The 20,239-nt window shown below is 35.7% G+C and carries 16 protein-coding genes and 1 tRNA gene; 6 read left to right on the forward strand and 11 right to left on the reverse strand.

The features are described from left to right. Positions 1-49: 49 nt before the first annotated feature. Positions 50-1,681, reverse strand: a complete 1,632-nt coding sequence (locus IE199_RS10370) for a M28 family metallopeptidase (protein ID WP_189770022.1) — start codon at positions 1,679-1,681, stop codon at positions 50-52. A gap of 193 nt (positions 1,682-1,874) precedes the next feature. Between IE199_RS10370 and IE199_RS10375 the strand changes: the two genes are divergently transcribed. Then, positions 1,875-2,867, forward strand: coding sequence for a 2-hydroxyacid dehydrogenase (locus IE199_RS10375; protein WP_189770024.1), 993 nt, complete (start codon positions 1,875-1,877; stop codon positions 2,865-2,867). Positions 2,868-2,875: 8 nt separating this feature from the next. Beyond that, entirely contained in the window at positions 2,876-3,571 is a 696-nt protein-coding gene (locus IE199_RS10380) for an SOS response-associated peptidase family protein (RefSeq protein WP_189770026.1), read from the forward strand. Here the strand turns inward: IE199_RS10380 and IE199_RS10385 are convergent. The 7 genes from IE199_RS10385 to IE199_RS10415 all read right to left on the reverse strand — a co-directional run bounded on the left by IE199_RS10385 (position 3,568) and on the right by IE199_RS10415 (position 12,047). Then, complete coding sequence (locus IE199_RS10385) at positions 3,568-5,697, reverse strand: methyl-accepting chemotaxis protein (protein ID WP_189770028.1); 2,130 nt, start codon at positions 5,695-5,697, stop codon at positions 3,568-3,570. The genes IE199_RS10380 and IE199_RS10385 overlap by 4 nt on opposite strands. A 14-nt stretch (positions 5,698-5,711) precedes the next feature. Continuing rightward, positions 5,712-6,404, reverse strand: coding sequence for a TorF family putative porin (locus IE199_RS10390; protein WP_189770029.1), 693 nt, complete (start codon positions 6,402-6,404; stop codon positions 5,712-5,714). A gap of 319 nt (positions 6,405-6,723) precedes the next feature. After that, positions 6,724-7,935, reverse strand: a complete 1,212-nt coding sequence (locus IE199_RS10395; RefSeq protein WP_189770031.1) for an EAL and HDOD domain-containing protein — start codon at positions 7,933-7,935, stop codon at positions 6,724-6,726. 71 nt (positions 7,936-8,006) lie between these two features. Beyond that, positions 8,007-9,245 (reverse strand): alkaline phosphatase family protein, encoded by a 1,239-nt coding sequence (locus tag IE199_RS10400; protein WP_189770033.1) that lies wholly within the window; start codon positions 9,243-9,245, stop codon positions 8,007-8,009. A gap of 70 nt (positions 9,246-9,315) precedes the next feature. Further along, entirely contained in the window at positions 9,316-9,873 is a 558-nt protein-coding gene (locus IE199_RS10405; RefSeq protein WP_189770035.1) for a phosphoribosyltransferase, read from the reverse strand. Positions 9,874-9,943: 70 nt separating this feature from the next. After that, complete coding sequence (locus tag IE199_RS10410; RefSeq protein WP_189770037.1) at positions 9,944-10,870, reverse strand: M20/M25/M40 family metallo-hydrolase; 927 nt, start codon at positions 10,868-10,870, stop codon at positions 9,944-9,946. A 4-nt stretch (positions 10,871-10,874) separates the two neighbouring features. Further along, positions 10,875-12,047, reverse strand: a complete 1,173-nt coding sequence (locus IE199_RS10415; RefSeq protein WP_189770039.1) for a tetratricopeptide repeat protein — start codon at positions 12,045-12,047, stop codon at positions 10,875-10,877. Between the two features lie 488 nt (positions 12,048-12,535). Here IE199_RS10415 and IE199_RS10420 point away from each other — a divergent pair, with 488 nt between their 5' ends. From IE199_RS10420 to IE199_RS10435, 4 genes are all read left to right on the forward strand, one after another. Further along, entirely contained in the window at positions 12,536-13,213 is a 678-nt protein-coding gene (locus IE199_RS10420; RefSeq protein ID WP_189770041.1) for a response regulator, read from the forward strand. Position 13,214: 1 nt separating this feature from the next. Then, positions 13,215-14,012, forward strand: a complete 798-nt coding sequence (locus IE199_RS10425) for an Hpt domain-containing protein (protein WP_189770043.1) — start codon at positions 13,215-13,217, stop codon at positions 14,010-14,012. A 131-nt stretch (positions 14,013-14,143) separates the two neighbouring features. After that, positions 14,144-15,931, forward strand: a complete 1,788-nt coding sequence (locus IE199_RS10430; protein WP_229854655.1) for a coiled-coil domain-containing protein — start codon at positions 14,144-14,146, stop codon at positions 15,929-15,931. Positions 15,932-16,277: 346 nt separating this feature from the next. Continuing rightward, complete coding sequence (locus IE199_RS10435) at positions 16,278-18,689, forward strand: ABC transporter permease (protein WP_189770048.1); 2,412 nt, start codon at positions 16,278-16,280, stop codon at positions 18,687-18,689. 162 nt (positions 18,690-18,851) lie between these two features. Here IE199_RS10435 and IE199_RS10440 read toward each other — a convergent pair. The 3 genes from IE199_RS10440 to IE199_RS10450 all read right to left on the reverse strand — a co-directional run bounded on the left by IE199_RS10440 (position 18,852) and on the right by IE199_RS10450 (position 20,238). Beyond that, positions 18,852-18,942 (reverse strand) — tRNA-Ser (locus IE199_RS10440). Between the two features lie 163 nt (positions 18,943-19,105). Next, entirely contained in the window at positions 19,106-19,549 is a 444-nt protein-coding gene (locus tag IE199_RS10445) for a hypothetical protein (RefSeq protein ID WP_189770049.1), read from the reverse strand. A 140-nt stretch (positions 19,550-19,689) separates the two neighbouring features. Continuing rightward, entirely contained in the window at positions 19,690-20,238 is a 549-nt protein-coding gene (locus tag IE199_RS10450; RefSeq protein WP_189770051.1) for a YdeI/OmpD-associated family protein, read from the reverse strand. Between the last annotated feature and the right edge of the window lies 1 nt (position 20,239).

The following is a 20,239-nucleotide window of genomic DNA, read 5'->3' on the forward strand; positions in this document are numbered from 1 at the left end:
TGTAAAACTGCCAGCAATTGCTGGCATTTTATCAGTTATCAACTTTGATTTATTTCATCATGGCGTCACGTGCTGCTTTAAACTCGGTTCCTTGTCGCCAGTTTGGCCATTGACCTGATTCTGACAATAGATACCCTGTTTCAAAAAACAATTGTAACTCAGCGACTAAACCATCCCATCCCCAGTTTTCATCATACACGTCACATGCTTGGTGATAACATTTGGCGACACTTGCACTAACTCTCTCGCCAATAGCTTTTTCATTAGCGTTTAGCCACTGAGTACCTCCGCCGGCACTTAAGGCAGGTACACCTTTTTTCGCTAAGCTAAAGTGATCTGAGCGATAGTAATATCCTCGCTCTGGCGTTTCCTCGGCCACTAGTGTTCTATTTTGACGTTTAGCGGCTTCAGCTAAATAAGTCTCTAGTTCTGACTTGCCATAACCTGTAACAGTAACATCAGTTTTTAGGCCAGTGATGTCTAGGCTGTCCATATTGATCAAACCTACAATTTTGTTCAATGGCACACTTGGGTGGTTTGCAAAATACCTTGAGCCTAATCTTCCTTGCTCTTCAGCTGTCACTGCAGCAAACGTGATCGAACGTTTAGGCTTTTTACCTAAAGCTTGAAACGCCTTTGCGATATGTAATAAACCAGCTGTACCTGTAGCGTTATCATGAGCACCGTTGTAAATTACTTTTTCACCATTAACCATAGGTGCACCTAGATGGTCCCAATGGCCCATAAAAACAACGTGTTCATCAGGTTTTTCACTGCCTTGAATGGTAGCTAACACATTGTTTGACGTTGATGATTTGATTTCATTTTTTAAGCTAATATTTGCAGTTAAACCGAGTGATTTTGCTTTAAATGATTTGTTTAGAGCCTGCTTTTTCATGTCCTGAAACGATAAACCGGCCTTCTTAAACAAGGTTTCAGCTTTATCGGTGGTGATCCACATTTCAACGTCGATTGCCGGCTCATTAACTTCTTTTGCAGGAAGATGATATTGTGCTCCCGACCAACTGCTTTCTATTACGTTCCAGCCATAACTAGCTGGAGCAGTTTCATGAACAATTATTGCTCCTGCCGCACCTTGTCTAGCAGCTTCTTCATACTTATAAATCCAGCGACCATAGTAAGTCATGGTATTGCCTTCAAATAACTTAGGATCTTGTGTCGCATATCCAGGATCGTTGACTAACACAACTACCGTTTTACCTTTTACATCCAAGCCTTTGTAATCATTCCAACCATATTCTGGCGCATGAATTCCATAACCGACAAACACTAACTCTGAGTCTTTTAAACCAATAGTTTCCTGCGTTTTACGTGAGTTAGCGACATAGTTTTTTAAAAAACCGAACTCCATATCAGCAATTTGCAACCCTTTTGTTGGGGTACTAACGATACTGACCATAGGAACTGCTTGGGTAAAACTGTTGCCATTACCAGGCGTCAAGCCAAGCGCCTTAAAACGCTCAATTAACATATCAGTTGTCATTTTTTCACCCACACCTGAAGGCTCTCTCCCTTCAAATGCGTCAGACGATAAGGTTTTAATATCTTGTTTAATTTTTGCTTTATTAAACGAATTATATGCAGTGTCAAAATCATTGGCCTGTGCTGCAAACGCGCTACATAAGGCCAAGGCTGACAAAATAGTTTTTGTTTTAATCATCAGTTTTCCTTGCATTAAATTACAGGCAATAGACTATCGATATTTGTCATTAAACGCTACTGACAATTTAGTCTGATAAAAATACCTGTGGCAGAATAACAATAAACTTTTACAATGAATGTTGAGTTGCTTTGCAAATCTAGCTTACCGAATTTGGTTAGAACAAAGCTCACCATATGCTATAGGATGCAATATGTATAAAGTTACTGTGTTTAGTGCCAAACGCTATGACAAGGAATATCTTATCAAATCAAACCGCGGCAACATGTTACAATTTGATTTTGTTCACGCTCATCTCAGTGCTGAAACCGTTATGCTAGCACAACATTCAGACGCTATTTGTATTTTCGTGAACGATATTGCTGATAACGAGGTGCTACAACAACTAGCTCAATTTAACATTAAAATAATTGCGCTTCGTTGTGCTGGTTTTAATAACGTCGATATCAACAAAGCAAAATCACTTGGCATAAAAATTTGCCGTGTTCCAGAATACTCACCAGAAGCTGTAGCAGAACATACAGTCGGATTAATTCTTACCTTAAGTCGCAAATTTCACAAAGCATATAATCGAGTAAAAGAAGGAAACTTTTCTTTAGATGGGCTAATGGGCTTTAATTTACACAATCGAACTGTAGGTCTTGTCGGTACAGGACATATTGGCTTAGCTACTTTAAAAATATTAGCTGGTTTTGGTTGTAAATTGCTATGTAGTGATCCAACTGTAAATAAAGATGCGCTTGCTTTGGGCGCCACATACCTGAGTTTAGACGAGCTTTTTCAGCGTTCTGATATTATTAGCTTACATTGTCCATTGACTAATGAAACTAAACACATGGTTGACACTCACGCAATTAATCAAATGAAACCTGGGGTGGTTTTGATTAACACGAGCCGAGGAGGATTAATCGATACAACAGCATTAATTGATGGATTGAAGCAGAAAAAAATAGCTCAATTAGGTCTAGATGTTTATGAACTAGAAAGTGACTTGTTTTTTGAGGACTTGTCCGACACCATTATTGATGATGACATATTCCAACGCTTAGTAACGTTTCCCAATGTATTAATCACTGGGCATCAAGGTTTTTTTACAGAAGAAGCATTAACAACAATTGCTGAAACTACAGTAGAAAACCTAATAACTTTGCTTGCCGGGCAACACTCCGAAAATCAATTAGTTTAGGTGTTTATATGTGTGGTCGATTAAATATAACTGATGACCCTTTTGTTTCTGCCCTAGTTGAATTACTGGGTGTTGTTAACCCAACACAAAAGCTTAATTTTGGTCGCTTTAAGCGTGCAACAGATAACATATCAATCATCAGGCAAGTTAATGGTCAAAACCAAATAGATGACGCCACATGGTGGCTATTGCTAGAACAAACGGATACTGGCTTTAAACCATCACGCTATACGTCGTTTAATACACGATATGACAAACTAAACGTATATAGAAGCGCAGGATATCAGCCATTTAGACAAAGTCGCTGTATCGTACCAGCCAAAGGATTTGGTGAAACCGAGTTTGTGAATAAAAAACCAATACATTATTACGACTTTGAAAGCGACACGGGTGAAGCTATGGCTTTTGCAGGACTATACAAAGAGTGGATTCACCCAATCACTGGCGAATATAAATTATCTTGTTCGATAGTTACCTTACCACCACATCCTAAACTCAAGCATATACACAGCAAAGCCATGCCGCTAATTTTACCGCTACATGACAACGCGACTCAAAGATGGTTGGATCAATCAAACAACCAAGCCATTGGCCTTGAGGATTTATTGATCCCTAACATCCCAGTTAACTTAAAAGCGACCCCTATTAAAAAACCAAGTGAACCTGTTGCCATAGATCAATCACAACTGATTTTTGCTGATTAAGAAGTTTTAAGCTTTGATAGCAATGCCTCTAAATGTTTTACAGAATCATTAATTTCCATAGCGCTCTGCTCTGACGATTCTGAAAGTTGTGCAACTTCTTTTGTTGCATCACCAACAATTACCATATTTCTACTTAACTCTTCCGACACTTGGCTTTGTTCTTCAGCAGCAGCAGCGATTTGTAAGATATGCTCGGTTACAGCTTCTATTTGAATAACTGTTTGTTTCATTTTTTCAAAAACTTCTCTAGAACGATCTGCCGCATCACTTGCTTTTCCACTACCGGTTTCAATTAAGTTCACTGTTTGTGATACTTCCGATTGGAGTGCATTTATCACCTGAGATATTTCTCCAACTGAGTCGGCGGTTTTCGATGCTAATGCTCTAACTTCATCTGCCACCACGCTAAATCCGCGGCCATGGTCGCCAGCTCTGGCAGCTTCAATCGCAGCATTTAGCGCTAATAAATTTGTCTGTTCAGCGATTGCTGCAATTACATCAAGGATCTTTTTAATATCTTCACTGCGCGCTGAAACTGCTTTTACAGCGACAGTGGCAGCCGACATTTCTTCAGATAATTCAGATACCTCTTGTGTTGCTTTTGAAACATCAACTTCTGTTTCTTTAACATAAGTTGTCGCAGTTTCTGCGTTATTAGCAGCACTAGATGCAGTGCTTGCCACTTCATGCGCTGTTGCCGACATTTCAGTTATCGCAGTGACAATGCTGTCAATTTCTTTTTGTTGCAGCATTATCTGGTAATTAGTCTGCACTGCACTCTCTTTACTGACCTCGCTGCTTTCCATCACAGATCTTCCAGATTGTTTGGCCTGTTCTAACAATTCACAAACTTTAATTCGAAATTGATTAAACGCATTAGCTAAACGAATGAGCTCTTCATGAGAGCTCACTTCAAGAGATTGTGTTAAATCGCCACCTTTACCTGCCAGTTCTTGCATCCTGCTAGCCACTAAATCAACAGGCTTAACAATAGAGCGACTGAACCATTGGAACAGTAGTAACGCAATCACGGTTAAAATGATACCCAACATAAAAAACGTGGTTAAGATACTGGCTATTTCACTTTTAACGCCGTTCGAAATATTGGCAACAGGCTGCATCGCAACGTTTTCATCAATTCCTACTATCAATAGCCAATTTTCGTTAGCTATAGAGATAGGAATTTGACGAACAAAAATAAGCTGTCCATCTAAGCTCAACCCTTGTTGTTTACCCATATGAGCTAAAATCGCTTCACTGTTTTTTGTTGCCTCTTTAAATGGGCGCGCTAGGCTTTTTAGCTGATCGGATGCCGCGGCTACAAAAAAGTCTTGGCTTACAATAAAAACACTGGAATTGCCTTGATAAAGTGACTGCTTTAATTTAGTAGCTTTTTCTTGTAGTAATGGCAAATTTAAATCTGCTCCAACAACCCCTCTAAAACTTCCGTTTGCGATTACAGGAGCTACAAGGCTTGTCATTAACTCAGTGTAGCCAGGGCGGATTTCATATTTATAGGGATTTATGATACAGGGTTTTAGTTTTTCTTTAGAGCAAAGAAACCACTCCGCAGCCCTATTTCCGAACTCATCCAATGTTTCGTCGTACTTTTCTGCACCTAGTTCTATCGGCTCTTGAGATATTACTCCGCTTTCTTCTTTGACAAAATACACCTCAAAGCTTCCCTCACCTTTAACTGAGTGAGAAAAACCAGATACAAAATCTTTGTCTTTACCATCAAATTTGTTTTGTTCAAACTGAGCATAAGCAGATGAAACTGGGGCAAACGTTAAAGTATTAGATACCAATGCTTCAGTTTGTTCGCGCGACAAACTTCCCGCTAGTTTTCCCTCGATGCTTGCGCCAATTTGTTTTGATAATGTGGCCGGATACTGAAAAGCCTTTTCAATAATAGAAGAAACTTCACTGGCTATGGCTGATGATTTTGCAGCGACCGTTTGTTCTATTTGAAGTTTAATTTCGCTATTTACTTGTTCTGCAATTTCTTTTTCTGCTTTATGCAAATAGATATAACCGACAATCAAGTAGCCAGCTGAAATTAAAATTAATATCGAGCCAACAAAGCCGAGAAGCTTAATTGCCAGACTTTTCTCTGATAGCGTCATGTTTTAGCCTTAGATTAGAAGTTAAAGGTATAGCTCACCGTTGCGATGACTCTTGTTTCACCGTAAGTGTCGAGATCAGTCCCTTCAACCCCTAAACCAAAATTTACATCATTCCATGAATATTGCCCTATTGCTTTCCAATGAAAGTAACTATCGTCATTACCTTCCCAAGTAAATTTGTCGTCATTTAGACTTTTTGAACGATCGATTTGAAAATCTATAGACAAGTTATCTCTGATTGGTAAGGTATGCATCAAGGCGATAACGTAATGCTTGGCATCTGTGCCAGCATAATCATCGGCATACCAAACTTTTACGCTGGTATCTTGATAGCCTAATTGAAAATAAATTTCACTGTAGTTGATATCACTGCTATCGTCGTCACCAAGATAGCTATAGTAAACAAAACCAACGTCATACCAGGTTGCAGACGAGATATTGCCTGCATAGCCTACATAATAATCTACCTCCATGTCGGTACCGTCATTAAAGTCTACATTGGAGCCCCATACACCAGCATATACTCCATATTTATTTGACCAATCTAAACTACCTTGTAACGCAGGTTTTTCATCTGTCTGGGTTACACCGTTAAATAAATAATCTGACACCAAAGTTACTGTCCCTGACACATCGGCATAGGCTTGGCTTGAAGCAGTCAAACATAAAGCAACTGCAGTATAACGTAAAAGTGAAGGATTTTTCATAGATTCCCCAGAGCAAAGCAATTTCTCGTTTAGTCTGAGTTAACTATAGTGAAGAATTATGATAACCACATAATTTGTTGCGATTTTTTTTAAAAGTTTTGCAAACTCTAATAAAACTAAAGAAGTTCCGACGTGATAAATTCATAGAATAGTCAAATTCTATATTCTGCACAATAAACGCCAAAGCAAATATAATGACAAAAGATGCCAAATTGAATTGGCGTTACCCTTGCTTTGTTAACCTAAATTTTTAAGAGTAAAAAAGGCGACTTAATGTTATTAAGACGCCTTCAAAGATACGAGTTAATTGTTGAACTCTTTAAATGCCTAACTCTTGGCACCAGCGACAAGCTTCAACGAATTCTTTATGCATGTAATCACTGCTGAGGCCATAAACCTCTGCAACATTTTCCATATTTTCGCCTTTACCAACAATATAGTCAGTAACAAATGATAGCAATTCACCTAAGACACCTTCTCGATGTACTAACGCTTTTTCAATTGGTTCTGCTAAAGGCATGGTTTCTATAATTTCGCTCATTGGCATACTAAGCACAACTTCAATTGCACTTAATAGACCAGTAATAAACGCGTATTCTCTAGCTTTCTCGAATGCATCAGCAGTAGCTAGTGAAGTCATCAACTTAGCCGTAATAAGCGCTTGTTTTGATACTTCATCTGTTTTATCTGTTGTTAATTTAGAAAGTGCTAAAATAGTGACAAACTGTTTAAGTTTTTCTTCACCCAAATAAGCTGTTGCTTGTTTTAACGAAGTAATTTCCACTCGAGTGCTTGTAGCGACATTGTTGACCATTTTCAGTAGGCCAACACTTAAATTTACATCGCGACTGATAATTTCAGCAATCACCTCAAAATCTAATGGTGTATTGAAGGTTTCACTGATCAAGTGCAGCATTTGTGCTTTAATTGGCGCGAGTGTTTGCCCTTCAATAATTTCCGGCTCGTGATAAAAATAACCTTGGTAAAAGTTAAAACCTACTTCTGCTAAAGACTGAAGTTGAAAACGAGTTTCGACCTTCTCAGCTGCTAATTTAATGTTGAAAGGCTTTATGCGCTTTACAATAGATTGTAAACGTTTTGGGTTATTTTTTTCGATATCGACTTTGATAATAGATATGAATGGGAATAGAACATCCCACTTTTCATCTAAGTCGTATTCTGTAAGGGCAATTCGATAACCCTTTTCAAAATAATACTTAACGATTTTAAGTAATCTTTCTGTCGGGGAAGTATGACCGACAAGCTCAATAACGATAGATTTACGATCAAAAAATAATGGATATTTATTGATAAGACACTTTTCAGTAAAATTGATAAAAGACAGCTTTCCCAAACTGATAGCTTTTATATCGCCTTGAAGGTGGTTTTGAATAATTAACTTAGAACTGGCAATATCCTGATCAATTTCAGGAAATCTATTGTCTGGGCTTTCACGAAACAACAATTCATAACCAATCGTCCTTGAATTGCGATCTAAAATGGCTTGGCGAGCAATATATGTACTGTACATCTATGTTTTCAACGTTTTTATTATATTGATTTAACATACCCATTTCTCTGTTAAAAATAAAGAGCTAACTATTAATTTTGCTCGCTTTTAGTTTTGATTATCTGTTGAAACAAAACTATTTCTTTATCATGCAAGCCTGGCGTTATTTCTCGCTCTAATTCCAACAAGGTTACCATTAAATCAAACACTAAAATGTTTTGAAATTTTGGCAATACAATGCCTTTGTTAATATTAGGGCCTTTGGCGATAAAAATTGCATCTAAATCATTATTACCTAGTGCATCAAATCCATGTGTTCCTTTATGAAGTTTTCCCTTGCCAACTTGAAAATCTGGTTTGACAAAAACACTGGGCGGAATAGCTTCAACTATCATATCGGGTATGCCAGCTTTTTTGTCACCAAACTGCCAATGTTTGGGAAAGTCTTTAGCTAGATATACTTTGTAATGATTAGAATTTTCAACCGAGGTTAAATGTGTTTTAACTTGTTCTAACGTATTTTTATTAGATTCATATATGTAAAGTTGAGTTTCGCCATTAACAATTCGTAATTGAGGAAACGGCTGTAACAAAGTTTTTGTGAGTATTGATACATTACTATCAATATCAACCATACCATGATCTGACACTAGTAGGATATTGGGTGTTAAATCTGTTTCTTGTTCAATTCTATGAAAAAAACTAGCGAGCAATGCGTCGAGTTCTTTAATTGCATTTTGTAGTTCAACTGATGTTGTTCCATATTTATGGCCAGCGCTATCAACCGTGGAAAAATAGGTAATCACTAAATTTGGTCGTTCAGGCTCAGGTAGTTTAAGCCATTCTACCAATTTATCTAACCGGTCCTTATTAGGCGTATTATGTTTATATTGAAAATAATAACTAGGATAAATACCAGAAACTTTTGCTTCTGACTCTGGCCAAAAATACACCCCGGTTTTAATACCGTGTTTTTCCGCTATAGTCCAAATAGGCTCAGCTGTAAGCCAGCGATTGTCATTTGCCCCCGCACCTAATTTATAGTTTTCTTGAAGTTTACGATGATAAAACTTGTTGTGAACGATGCCATGCTCAGCAGGATACTTTCCAGTAACAATTGAAATATGGTTAGGAAAAGTTTTACTAGGATAAACCGGTTTAAGGCCATCAGATATCACACCATCTTTACTTAAAGACGATATAAATGGCGGTTTATACATAGTTAAATATTTATGAGCAAAACCATCAATAGAAATTAAAATAATAGGATTTTTAGCAAACGTAGAAAATGACGTTAGAATGCACGCGGCGATGATATAGAATTTGAACATATATGGTTTGACTAACAAGTGCATAAAGTGACGACCACTTTACGCACTTTTCATGGCTAATTAATGAAATTTAGACAAATAAATGTTTTATATTGGCTAAATCCGTTTTACCTTCAATGATTTCTTCTGGTGTTAGACCAGATATTTCATGAGGAAAAACTAACCATTCTTCTGACTCGTGAACAAAATAGTCTGGAACAAGGTCAACTTTACTATTTTTTGGCTTATACCAAGGGCACGCAATACGAATATCATTTGGCAAATTGTTTCGCATAAGAAGTTTCAATTGCTTAATTAGTGCCTCGATACTTCTACCTGAATCAAAAACATCGTCAACAATTAACAAGCTATCGCCTGCATTTGCATTTTCAATAATGTAGTGCAGTCCATGAACTTTGATTTCTTTACTTTGCTGGTTGATGCCATAATATGAAGACGTTCTAACCGCAATATGATCGGTATCGATTTTTTTATAGTCAAAATACTCTTGAACTGCGATACCAATTGGCGCACCACCGCGCCAGATGCCAACGATATAATCAGGTCTAAAACCATCTTCAAAAACTTTTGCTGCCACTCTAAACGAGTCTTCTAATAATTCTTGAGCAGTTATAAATTTCTTTTCCATAACTTAATACTTTTTTAGGTGTTGATAACGCCATTATACGACGATACGAAGTCAAATCATAACTATATGGTCAGGTTTTGTTAAAAACCTTTGCTAAATACAATATATGTTCAAGGATAATATTAGTATTTTTTAAGAAAAAAGATGGGTTAATATTTTCAAACGTATCATTTGTGGTGTGATAGTTTTTATGAATACCATTACAGAAAAATAGCACCGGAATCTTCTTTTTATTAAATGAACTATGATCGCTAGCTTTAAGCCATTTTATAGCAGTATTCTCACCTGTCAGCGTGTTTCTAAATCGTGTGTATACTCGTTGCCCCATCAAGTCGTCTACACGATAAAGTGCATCAATTTCTTGTTGAGACAACACTTTATTTAACCCCTTAGCCAGCATAAAAAGCTTATTGGTATTTATTGTCCCGGCGACCATATCAATGTTGATGTTTATTAGCGTTTCTTTTATTAGCGCAGGATTTGATTCAACAAAGGCCTTGCTTCCTTTTAGCCCCTGCTCTTCTGCATCTGTAAACAAGAAGACAAAATTCGCAGGAACATCCCTTTCTTTTATTGACGCAGCGATAGACAGTAATGCACTAGTTCCCGATGCATTGTCGTCTGCTCCATTGTATATACCAAACTTACCTTTACCTTTGTGATCATAATGTGCAGACAAAATAATCCAGTTGCCACTTTTATTGGGCCTGCCAAGATGCGTACCAATGATATTAGTACCTTGTTTAGTTTCACTAATATGCCGATAAAAGAATTTTTGCTGAAAGTTATTATTCAGAGGTGATATGCCAATTTCAGTCAACTGACTAATAATATATTGTTGACTTAGCAAACTGCCATTAGTTTGTGGCGCCCTACCAGCGAACTCGTCAGACGCTAACAATTTTAAATGCCCTAATAATTTACTGTTATCTATCTTATTGAATAACGCTGCTTGGACATTTAAACAACAAAAAATATAAACCAGAAGCCATTTCACTGAGTTAATGCCTTTGACGAATAAAATTTAGTTTTGCAGTATATTCTTGGTTACTGGGCCCTTGGCCAATTAACCTAACCGCTTTTTCAATTGATTGTTCAGCCCTATGAACGTCCCCTAATGCATAATACGCCTTAGTTAAACCAAAATAACTTTCATGTAATCTAGGCTCCATTTTTAAAGCCCGTCGATAATACGAAACTGCATTTTCGAATTTACTTTCATAAAAAGCTTCATTGCCAAGCATGACTAAATAATAGGGATTTTTTAATCTTTTTTGGTGTATTGACGTCATAATATTTTTAGCCTCACCTATATCACCTAACGCTGCTAAAGTTATCGCTAAATTACGAAAAACAGTATAGTTTTCTTCATCAAGAAATAGCGCATAATTGTAGACACCTTTTGCTTGATTCAACATATTATTGAATTTATATAAAATTCCCAAATTCCCCCAAGCCGATGAAAAGCTGGGGTTAATTTTTACTGCCGCTTTAAAATAAGCGTAGGCTAAATCATATTGCCCATTTACCATCGCATTGGCACCTTTATTGTTATAAAACATGGCTAAAATAGCTGCTTTATCTATATCAAATGAATCAAAATTTTGAGCATTAATAGATGGATCAAAGTCAATTATTCTTGCTTGGGTTAGAAATAAAATGGGAGTATTGGGCGCTTTCTTAACTTTTACTTGGATATTTACATGACCAGCTAACGTATTGTAATTGCCATTTCGCATCCAATACTCTGGTACGTCTACATGTTTAAATTCGACATCCATTTCGGCGTACTGCGCCAAGCTATAAGCCATTATTGTTAACGAAAGGCAATTTGCCGATTTACTGTGAAACGCTTGTGAGGCTGTAAGGTTAGCATTCGAGTGGTAACTTAAATCAATATAGTCACGAGAAAACAGATACTTGACCAATTTATTGATACGCCTGTTTGGCTCTTGAATATTGCGCAGTTTTGTCTGCACAAACTCTTTCATCTCTTCGTCTAATGCAAAAACTTCATCTTCAGTTTCAATAATATAAGTTTGGTGTTTAGGAAAAGCACTATCGACAAACAAAGTTTCGTAATTAGTAACAGTACTTTTTGCTTTACCGTTTGAAGAACACCCTATTAAGCTTATAGTGAGCGAAACAACTAACAATGATATTGCTATCTTCATAACAACCTCGCGTATATGGCTAGCTTATCACTTAAATATAGTACTAAATAATTCGTAGCGAAAATGACGTTCCACTTTGTTAACAAATTTTTACAACAAAACGTTTACATTGCTGATAAAGATGAAAAAGGCACAATAAAACAAAGTTACACCAACCACAAAATTATCAACAAAACAGTATATATCCTTACTTGAAATAAGGTTTTACTGTTTGATCTAGTTTGGAAAATTATCAGTTTATCTGCTATTACTTAAGTACAGTCAAAACAGGTATTACTTAATGGATGCAACCAGTTTTAGCTAAATCATAATTTAGTTAATACACGAGCTTTAAGGATAGAACTTTGCACAATAATATCGTGTTTGTAAGTAATTATGACTTATATAAAGACCTGATTAGCAACCTATTAAATGAGGATTCTAGGTTTTTAGATTATTATTTTAGCTGCTCAGATGCAGCAAATTTGTTGCTTTCAGGCTCGATAGAATTGTTTATTATCGGCCATGAGTTTATTGAAGACTCAATTGAAGATTATCAAAATTACACCAAATTATATAAAGCCCAATCTACAATAAAACCAATTCTGCTTTGTGATGAGTTTGATCTTGAGCTCGCTAATAAATATTTAGAAGAAAAGTTGGTGGACGGAGTGTTTGTTGCACGGCCTTTTATCGATAAAGAACGATTACAGATACGGTTAAAACAAGCCATTTCTAAATGTCAAACTACCTCAACAGCTTATGTTATAGAACATGATTTAACTAATTTGATTCAAAATGAAAGACCCAGCATATTAATAATTGAAGATGATGATTTTTTTTCTGAAGTGTATAAAACATCTTTAACTGACTTTGAACTCGATATTATCGTGGTTGCAGACTGCCAAGCGGCGAGCGATGCAATTTACCTCAACAAGCCATGTTTAATTTTTCTAGACTATAACCTTCCTGATTTCAACGGCTTTGAATTCCTTCAATCAATAAAGTCAGATCCAGGACTAAGCGATATTCCGGTGATTGTGGTAACGGGAGACACTGATCCCGAGCTAAATAAACGTAGCCATCAAATTGGCGCAACAAAGTTTCTAAAAAAACCGCTAAATACAAAAGATATTTCGACAATTGCAAATGCAATATTAAGAGAACAACACTTGGCACGCTCATAATATGGATAATACTTCTTTAATAAATAAAACAACGACTTGTTTTGATATAAAAGTACTCATATCTTCACCAAACACAAATTTACGAGCGCAATTTATATCAATGTTAAAGCTATTGGGGTGTAACACTACCGAAGTCGTTAACGGGTTCGATGCTATAGATCGATTGGCGACAGCTAGTTTTGACCTGTTAATTGCAGACGTTGACATGCAACCGATTGGTGGCCTTAGCATCGCACAAAAGATCAGGTGTGGTTTGCCAAATATTGAAAGAAAAGTAGTAATTTGGGGGTTATTAGGCCTTTGTGATCCTGAAGCTGTTGAACGATGTTTAGCAGCAGGTATGAATGAAACGCTATCTCATCATGAAGAAGTAAAAGCAATCAAAGTAAAATTAGCTAAGTATTTTAATCCATATCGACAAAGCCAAGAGCCAAAAACACTCAACATAAAAGGTCAGAGTTTAAATAACCAGCTTGCAGCAAATTACATGGGAACAGACATAGAATCGGCATTAAGATATAGAACTAAATATTTACTAAAAACGAAACCGTTAGTTGATGAGCTTAGTAGCGCTATTTCTAACAACGATCACGACAGTATTTTTCATACAACACACAAACTAAAGTCATCCTCTCTCTTTATTGGTGCTGAACGTTTACACCTCTTATGTAAAGAGGCTGAATCATTAAGTAAAGATAACAGTAATTTTTCTCCATACGCTCTTGAGGTGTATAAAGAAATCATTCAAGAGTTCAACCATGTATCATCAATTATCAACGAAGAAAACAATAGGATATAGGATGCCAACACATGATGCCGACTACAACACAAATTCAACTGGCATTAATAACACTAGCATTAGTTGCCATTGTTGCTATATGCCGCTTTGTTATTTTACGCTCGCTGAAGAAGTTAAAAAAACAAATAGAAGTGCTAGAAAGAGAGAACCAAGATTTAGCACAAGACTTCCTTCAAAAAACCAAACATATACTTAATTTTTTAAATAAGCATAAAGACTTATCTAAAGAGCATTACAAGCAAATTTCTGGTAAAGACCAATTTCAATTTTGCCTAGAAGAGCCAATCGAACAACAAGCTATTTTACTAAGAGCCTACTACCTTAAAACTGAAATACTTGCAATAAAGTGGTTAGATGACGAAGACAAATACTGGTCTTCATTATCAAAAAATTTAAGCCAAATTTTTGCTAATTTAGGGATAAATCAGCTACAAAAAAGCATCGAACAAAAAGTAAAAACAATTAAAGTTCTAGAGAAAAAACTAGAAATATCTAAACAAAATGGTTTCCAAACTACAACGTCAAGCCAACAATTAATTTCTGATACCTTCGCAAATATTTCTGAAATTAACCAATCACTTCAATCTGCCGCAAATGCTAATAAAAACAAAAGCTCTATAATCAACCAACTATCTAATTTAGTTTCGAATTCCAATGACTACGAGCAAAATATAAGCAATTTAAAAACAGCAGTAAACTCTTCAGAAGGTGAGCTAGAAATCTTAAGAGAAAAAGTGAAGGCACTAACAAATGAAATAGAATTTCTAAAAAACCTTCGTTCAGAATGCGAGACAAATGGGTTATCAATAGACACTGATTTTATTAGGTCAAATGCGCATAAGTTAACTGACGAGGCATCACGTCAAAGTGTCATGCGACAAATAAATCAATTGAGAGAAAACAATGAGCAACAGCGACACTTTATCGTTAAATTAAGAAATAATATGACGACATTGGAGCAAGAGGTGTCCTCAAGAACCGATTTAAGTCAGGAGGATATTGAATTAAAACTTATGGAGATTGAACATTTAGAAAGTATTATTGCCGAGTTTGAACATTGTGTTTATGCTTTAGAGAGTGAAGTTGATTTACTTCATCAACAACTAAAGTTACTCGAAAATTCGTCAAACTCCCCTCTCATAGAAGAAAGCTCCTCAAACTCTGTTGAACAAGAGTTAAAACAACTAAAAGAGCTCTTTGAAAATTCGATGCAAATGTACAGCGAGCAAAGTGCATTAACAGAATTTGCCATGGAGGCAGCAAAATGCAACAAGATAATAGAGTTATTGGTTGTACTTAATAATTGTTTTAATGCTTTAGAGGTAATAGCTGCTTTTCATATACGAACCGAAATAACTCATGATAAAAGTATTCCCTCTGGTTTTCTATCAAGCAAAGAAGAGAAATTGTTGGTTCAAGAAACTCGCCCAACAAGCGGCTCTACAGTCAAAATAGGAAATAAAATGTACTTTTGGGACAATCATATTTCCTTCATTGTTGGCGAACTTCCTAGTAACGATGAAAGGCGCGCCCAACTTATAGAAAGTATCGTTGTATTAAAAAACATCATTGTTAGCGAAATAAAGAGAATAGAGTCAACGCTGGCTAATGACCGCCAACATAAAACTATATTGCGTTTATTGAGTGCGACCCAGAAGGAATTGTCAGATATAGACATTCAGCAACAATATCAAAGTATGGAATACAAAAACATTATTCAGTCTATGTGTGTTCAAGTTGATCAAATAAAAGAGCTGCCAAATACAACGGAAGAAACTATCTTATTAATAGAAAACTTAAAAAGCGAATCTAAAGTGAGAACTGATATACTTGATAACACAGGAACATTGGTTTCATCAGGTTTTACAAATTTAATTGATAGTCTGAACAAAAAACTTACTAAAGAAAACATCAATTAACCACTGTTCATTCAGTTTTAAATGAACGAATTCATTTTAATAATTAACATATCTCAATTTAATCGCCTTCAAGTTTTACAAGTAAGCACTTTCTTATACAAAGGTTTCATTTCTGAACTGTTTTAAGTTCGAATTCGGACGCCATGCTAGACACTTCGCCAAGTAAACACTATAACTAATTGAAAAAAATTACTTTATTATTTGGCATAATATTAGCTTAGCTTAGACGAGATGATAACTGCCTGTTATTAAATCTAATTTAATAATGAAAGTCTTCGCTTTATAAAGGCCATAGAAATGCAGTAAAAAATTCTCAGCAACTAGAATAAAAATATAGGGACATTAGATGTATGCATTAAAAAGAGCATTTGAGGAGTTAAAACTAGCGCCAGGATTTAGTTTTATTGTTGTTGTTACCCTTGGGCTTTCAATAGGTATCCTCTTATGGGGAGTTACCCTTTCCTATTTGTTACTAGTTAAGCCCTTGCCATACGAAAAACAAGAAAGTTTATTCGTTGCAAAACATGCACTTTTTAATGAAAAAGGGACTAATAACCTTACTGCTTTCACTTACCCTGGATTGGTACACGCTTATTCAAATCAATCTGTTTTTGAAACGACAGCTCTTATTAATGTTGAAGATAATTTTATTACATCTATTGAAAGCCACCCAATACTGAGAACAGCGTTTGTTACACCTGAGTGGTTTAGTCTTTTTCAAGGTAAATTTGAATTAGGCCGAGGGTTTAATGAAGAGGAAGGAATAAACACACACAAACCCGTTGCTGTTTTAAGTTATAACATATGGAAAGAAACATTCGATTTGGATGAAAACATCCTAAATAAAACCGTCACTATAAATGACATTAACTTTGCAATTATCGGCGTTTTAAAACAATCTTTCATAGAGCCAAAAGTGCTGGGCTCTTCAAGTAACACTAAAATTTGGCTACCTTGGGACTTTAACGCTAACAGGCAATTACATAACGATTGGGGGCAAATAAGACCCAATCTACACTTAGTCGGATTGTTAAAAAATGACGTATCACCGAATCAAGCAGAGCAAAAACTAACAAAGCTCATTAATGAGTCTTGGAAAGAAAATGTTGCTCAAATTGAGTTTTTTAATGAATGGCAAATTAAAATTCACCTTACCAGCTTCAATCAGGTCATTTTTGGTAATAACCAAATAAAGATCTATCTTTTATTATTAGCCACCTTTGGGCTTTTACTTATTGCCTGTACCAATATCGCTAACTTATTTATAGCGAGAACTGCAAAAAAACAAAGAGCGCTTGCCATACAGGCCGCCATTGGCGCTAGGCAACATCATTTATATCGATATTTTTTTGTTGAGTCTTTTATTCTATTGCTTTGTTCCAGTATTTTAGCGCTAGTCATTGTCTACATTGGCATTTTTGTCATTCAACAATATTTTGCTGTTGTAGTCCCCCGAACTGAAGAACTAAGTGTAAACGGAATCACTTTGATAACGCTATTTTTAGCAATCATTATGTTAAGCACCATATTTGCTTTTGTTGGAAGTAAAAGCATTAATTATCAACGGCTAAGTCAATCCCTCAATTCAAGTGGAAAAGGCACCGGAATTCAAGTATCAAAACGGATAAGAAACGGTTTAATAACAATACAAGTCGCATTAGCAAGTTTTATCGTGTTTTTGAGCTCTGTATTGCTTCATGAGTCTATTAACATTATCAAAGAGCCTCTGGGTTACAATTTAGAAAACTTGTACCACTTTAGTATTTCTCCTTCTAATCCTGAATTGACGGAACAAGAAGTTATAAATATCACAACCAATTTGACCGAAAGGCTAACTCAACACCCCTCTATAAAGTCGGTTTCACGCTCTTGGTCGCCAATCATTCAAGCGCGCAATGCAGGGTTTACTACATCTGATGGAAAGGAAGATTATTCAAATGAAAATAGATATGTTGATGCCAATTATTTTGATGTGATTGAACAGCCTATTTTACAAGGACGAACATTTTCTCCAGACGATATTAAACTTCAAAATAACGTAATAGTTATTAACGATATCTTTGCACAGCAGTTAAATCCCAAAGATAACGTTGTTGGCGAAAAACTTTTCAACCCAGCTGGTACGCCCTTTTCTATCATTGGTGTGGTTAAAAGTATTAAGTTGCCAGCAAACGCTAAACCCCAAATGCGAACTTATCGACCTAGAACACGATCAACAACAAATTTTATAGTAAAAGTTAAAAATCATCAGTCCCTTGAGCGCGATGAAATTGTTTCTATCCTAAATGAAGGACACTCACAATGGCGAGTATCTTCTTTTGAGAATATTCACCAAGTGAAAACTAAACGTTTGTTTATACCCATTAGTACAACCGTAATCACAAGCCTTTTGTCAATTGTTACTGTTTTTATATCTGGTATTGGTTTGTATGGCGTTTTGAGCTACAGCATAAAAATAAGAAAGTTTGAAATCGGGACTCGCCTTGCAGTAGGCGCCAAAAGAAGTTCTATTATTTGGTTAATGTTTTCGAACAACCTAATACCAGTTTTATTAGGCATGATTGCATGTTTAATAGGTATAACTTTAATTTACTACATAAATTTTAATAGCATTCAACAATACTTAACTTCGAACGCTTTAACACTTTTAGTCTTTTCATTATGTCTAATATTTGCGTTAGCATTTGTTGCTTGTTATGTGCCATTAAGGAAAATATTAAATAATCCCCCTATGTTTAGTTTACAAACGATAGATTAAGTGGAATACAAAAATTAGTTTAGTCGCTACTATCAAAAATTATAAGTTTAAAATTGCGTGAAAGTGAAATGCTTCAAAGTATAAAAATTTAATTAAGAAAATTGAGTTGTAGAACAGCAAATGAAAAGCAAAAAGCCCGCTATAAAGCGGGCTTTTCTTATATGGCGGTGAGATAGGGATTTGAACCCTAGAAGGGCTACAAACCCTTGCCGGTTTTCAAGACCGGTGCTTTCGACCACTCAGCCATCTCACCTGAAAACATGTCTTGCTTGAAGACGGTGCGAATATTAATGTTTGTATTCGCTGTTGTAAAGCACTTATTTAAAAAAATATTTTAAGTGCTGAATTTCTATACATTAGAGTACAAACATAAGCCATATTGCATTAAATACATGCAATTAAAAGAAAACTTACGGTTAATGCATTAACTCATTTTGTTCAAAATAATCGTTAGTAAAATGTGACGCATAACCTAAAGTCGCTAAAACGAAATAAAGTGCAATCGTTCCATATATAAGATTAAAAAATAAACTCGATGATGTAGCTATTGAATGGTAAGTCAGTGCAACAAAAAGAATAGCTAAAGGCAAACACATGAATGTTTTTGCTAAGTTTTTATTTTTAAAGATGGTATCGGCTCTACCCTCATAACGATCGTTTGTGTAAAGCGCAGCATAACCCAAAGCGCTCAATGCAAAATATAGCGTTAACAAAATCAAAAATAAGTTTAATAATCCAAACCCATTTGAATTAATTGTCTTTATGGTTAACCCAGCAAAAGCAATCGCAGCAGGGGCGCATATCATTGCTCTAAATAGGCTTTCATTTTCTATTGCTAGTGAATTTGATTGTTTTGACATTTTAGCTCCCTCTTTATTAATTATTATTTAGCCCACCTAAACGGTGCTCACTTATTAACCATGTATGACACATTTTTCGAACTAAATCTAGGTTAGTCTATAAAAATAAAGCGATTTTTAATTTCAAAATATGAGGATAGCTAGTCAGCAGCTATAGGTGCCGAAAATGATTTACTATAAAAACCAGAAGAATCAAAACAACAAACCCGTTTTTTACCCTCAGATAACATATCTACAGCTTGATTAATTCTTTTTATCTGTGTTGTTTCCTGTTTCGCTGAGGAAATCCAGTGTAACCAATCAATTTTTGCGGTATTTGAGGTTAATTCCCATGTAGCAAGCGCTTTAGGTGCAGAATCTAGTGCCGCTTTTAAATTTGGAGATAGTTCTGGTTCAGGTTCAACTAGCACAGGAGACAAGGTTAAAGTGACTTGTTCACCATAATGAATTGATGCGGCATTTAAATTGTATTCCGTTAACTTAAGCCAATGACTTTTATTGCCGTCAGGTTCAAGTAATTGTTGAAATTGATGTTTATTAACCAAAACGTTTGCACTTGTTCTTCCCCTTCTCGGGAACACATTACTTATTTCAATTGGCAAAACAACAAACCCCCAGCTATCTCCTTCTGATGATTGTTTTGGTTTTAATACTTTTGCTTCAAACTGTACAACCTTATTACTTGCCATA

Origin of the sequence: Thalassotalea marina (assembly GCF_014656435.1) — a bacterium.
In the GTDB taxonomy this organism is placed as follows: Bacteria; Pseudomonadota; Gammaproteobacteria; order Enterobacterales; family Alteromonadaceae; genus Thalassotalea_C; species Thalassotalea_C marina.

Coding starts and splice junctions, on each gene's coding strand:
- IE199_RS10370 (WP_189770022.1), bottom strand. CDS start 1,681: ATGATTAAAACAAAAACTATTTTGTCAGCCTTGGCCTTATGTAGCGCG.
- IE199_RS10375 (WP_189770024.1), top strand. CDS start 1,875: ATGTATAAAGTTACTGTGTTTAGTGCCAAACGCTATGACAAGGAATAT.
- IE199_RS10380 (WP_189770026.1), top strand. CDS start 2,876: ATGTGTGGTCGATTAAATATAACTGATGACCCTTTTGTTTCTGCCCTA.
- IE199_RS10385 (WP_189770028.1), bottom strand. CDS start 5,697: ATGACGCTATCAGAGAAAAGTCTGGCAATTAAGCTTCTCGGCTTTGTT.
- IE199_RS10390 (WP_189770029.1), bottom strand. CDS start 6,404: ATGAAAAATCCTTCACTTTTACGTTATACTGCAGTTGCTTTATGTTTG.
- IE199_RS10395 (WP_189770031.1), bottom strand. CDS start 7,935: ATGTACAGTACATATATTGCTCGCCAAGCCATTTTAGATCGCAATTCA.
- IE199_RS10400 (WP_189770033.1), bottom strand. CDS start 9,245: ATGTTCAAATTCTATATCATCGCCGCGTGCATTCTAACGTCATTTTCT.
- IE199_RS10405 (WP_189770035.1), bottom strand. CDS start 9,873: ATGGAAAAGAAATTTATAACTGCTCAAGAATTATTAGAAGACTCGTTT.
- IE199_RS10415 (WP_189770039.1), bottom strand. CDS start 12,047: ATGAAGATAGCAATATCATTGTTAGTTGTTTCGCTCACTATAAGCTTA.
- IE199_RS10425 (WP_189770043.1), top strand. CDS start 13,215: ATGGATAATACTTCTTTAATAAATAAAACAACGACTTGTTTTGATATA.
- IE199_RS10435 (WP_189770048.1), top strand. CDS start 16,278: ATGTATGCATTAAAAAGAGCATTTGAGGAGTTAAAACTAGCGCCAGGA.
- IE199_RS10445 (WP_189770049.1), bottom strand. CDS start 19,549: ATGTCAAAACAATCAAATTCACTAGCAATAGAAAATGAAAGCCTATTT.
- IE199_RS10450 (WP_189770051.1), bottom strand. CDS start 20,238: ATGGCAAGTAATAAGGTTGTACAGTTTGAAGCAAAAGTATTAAAACCA.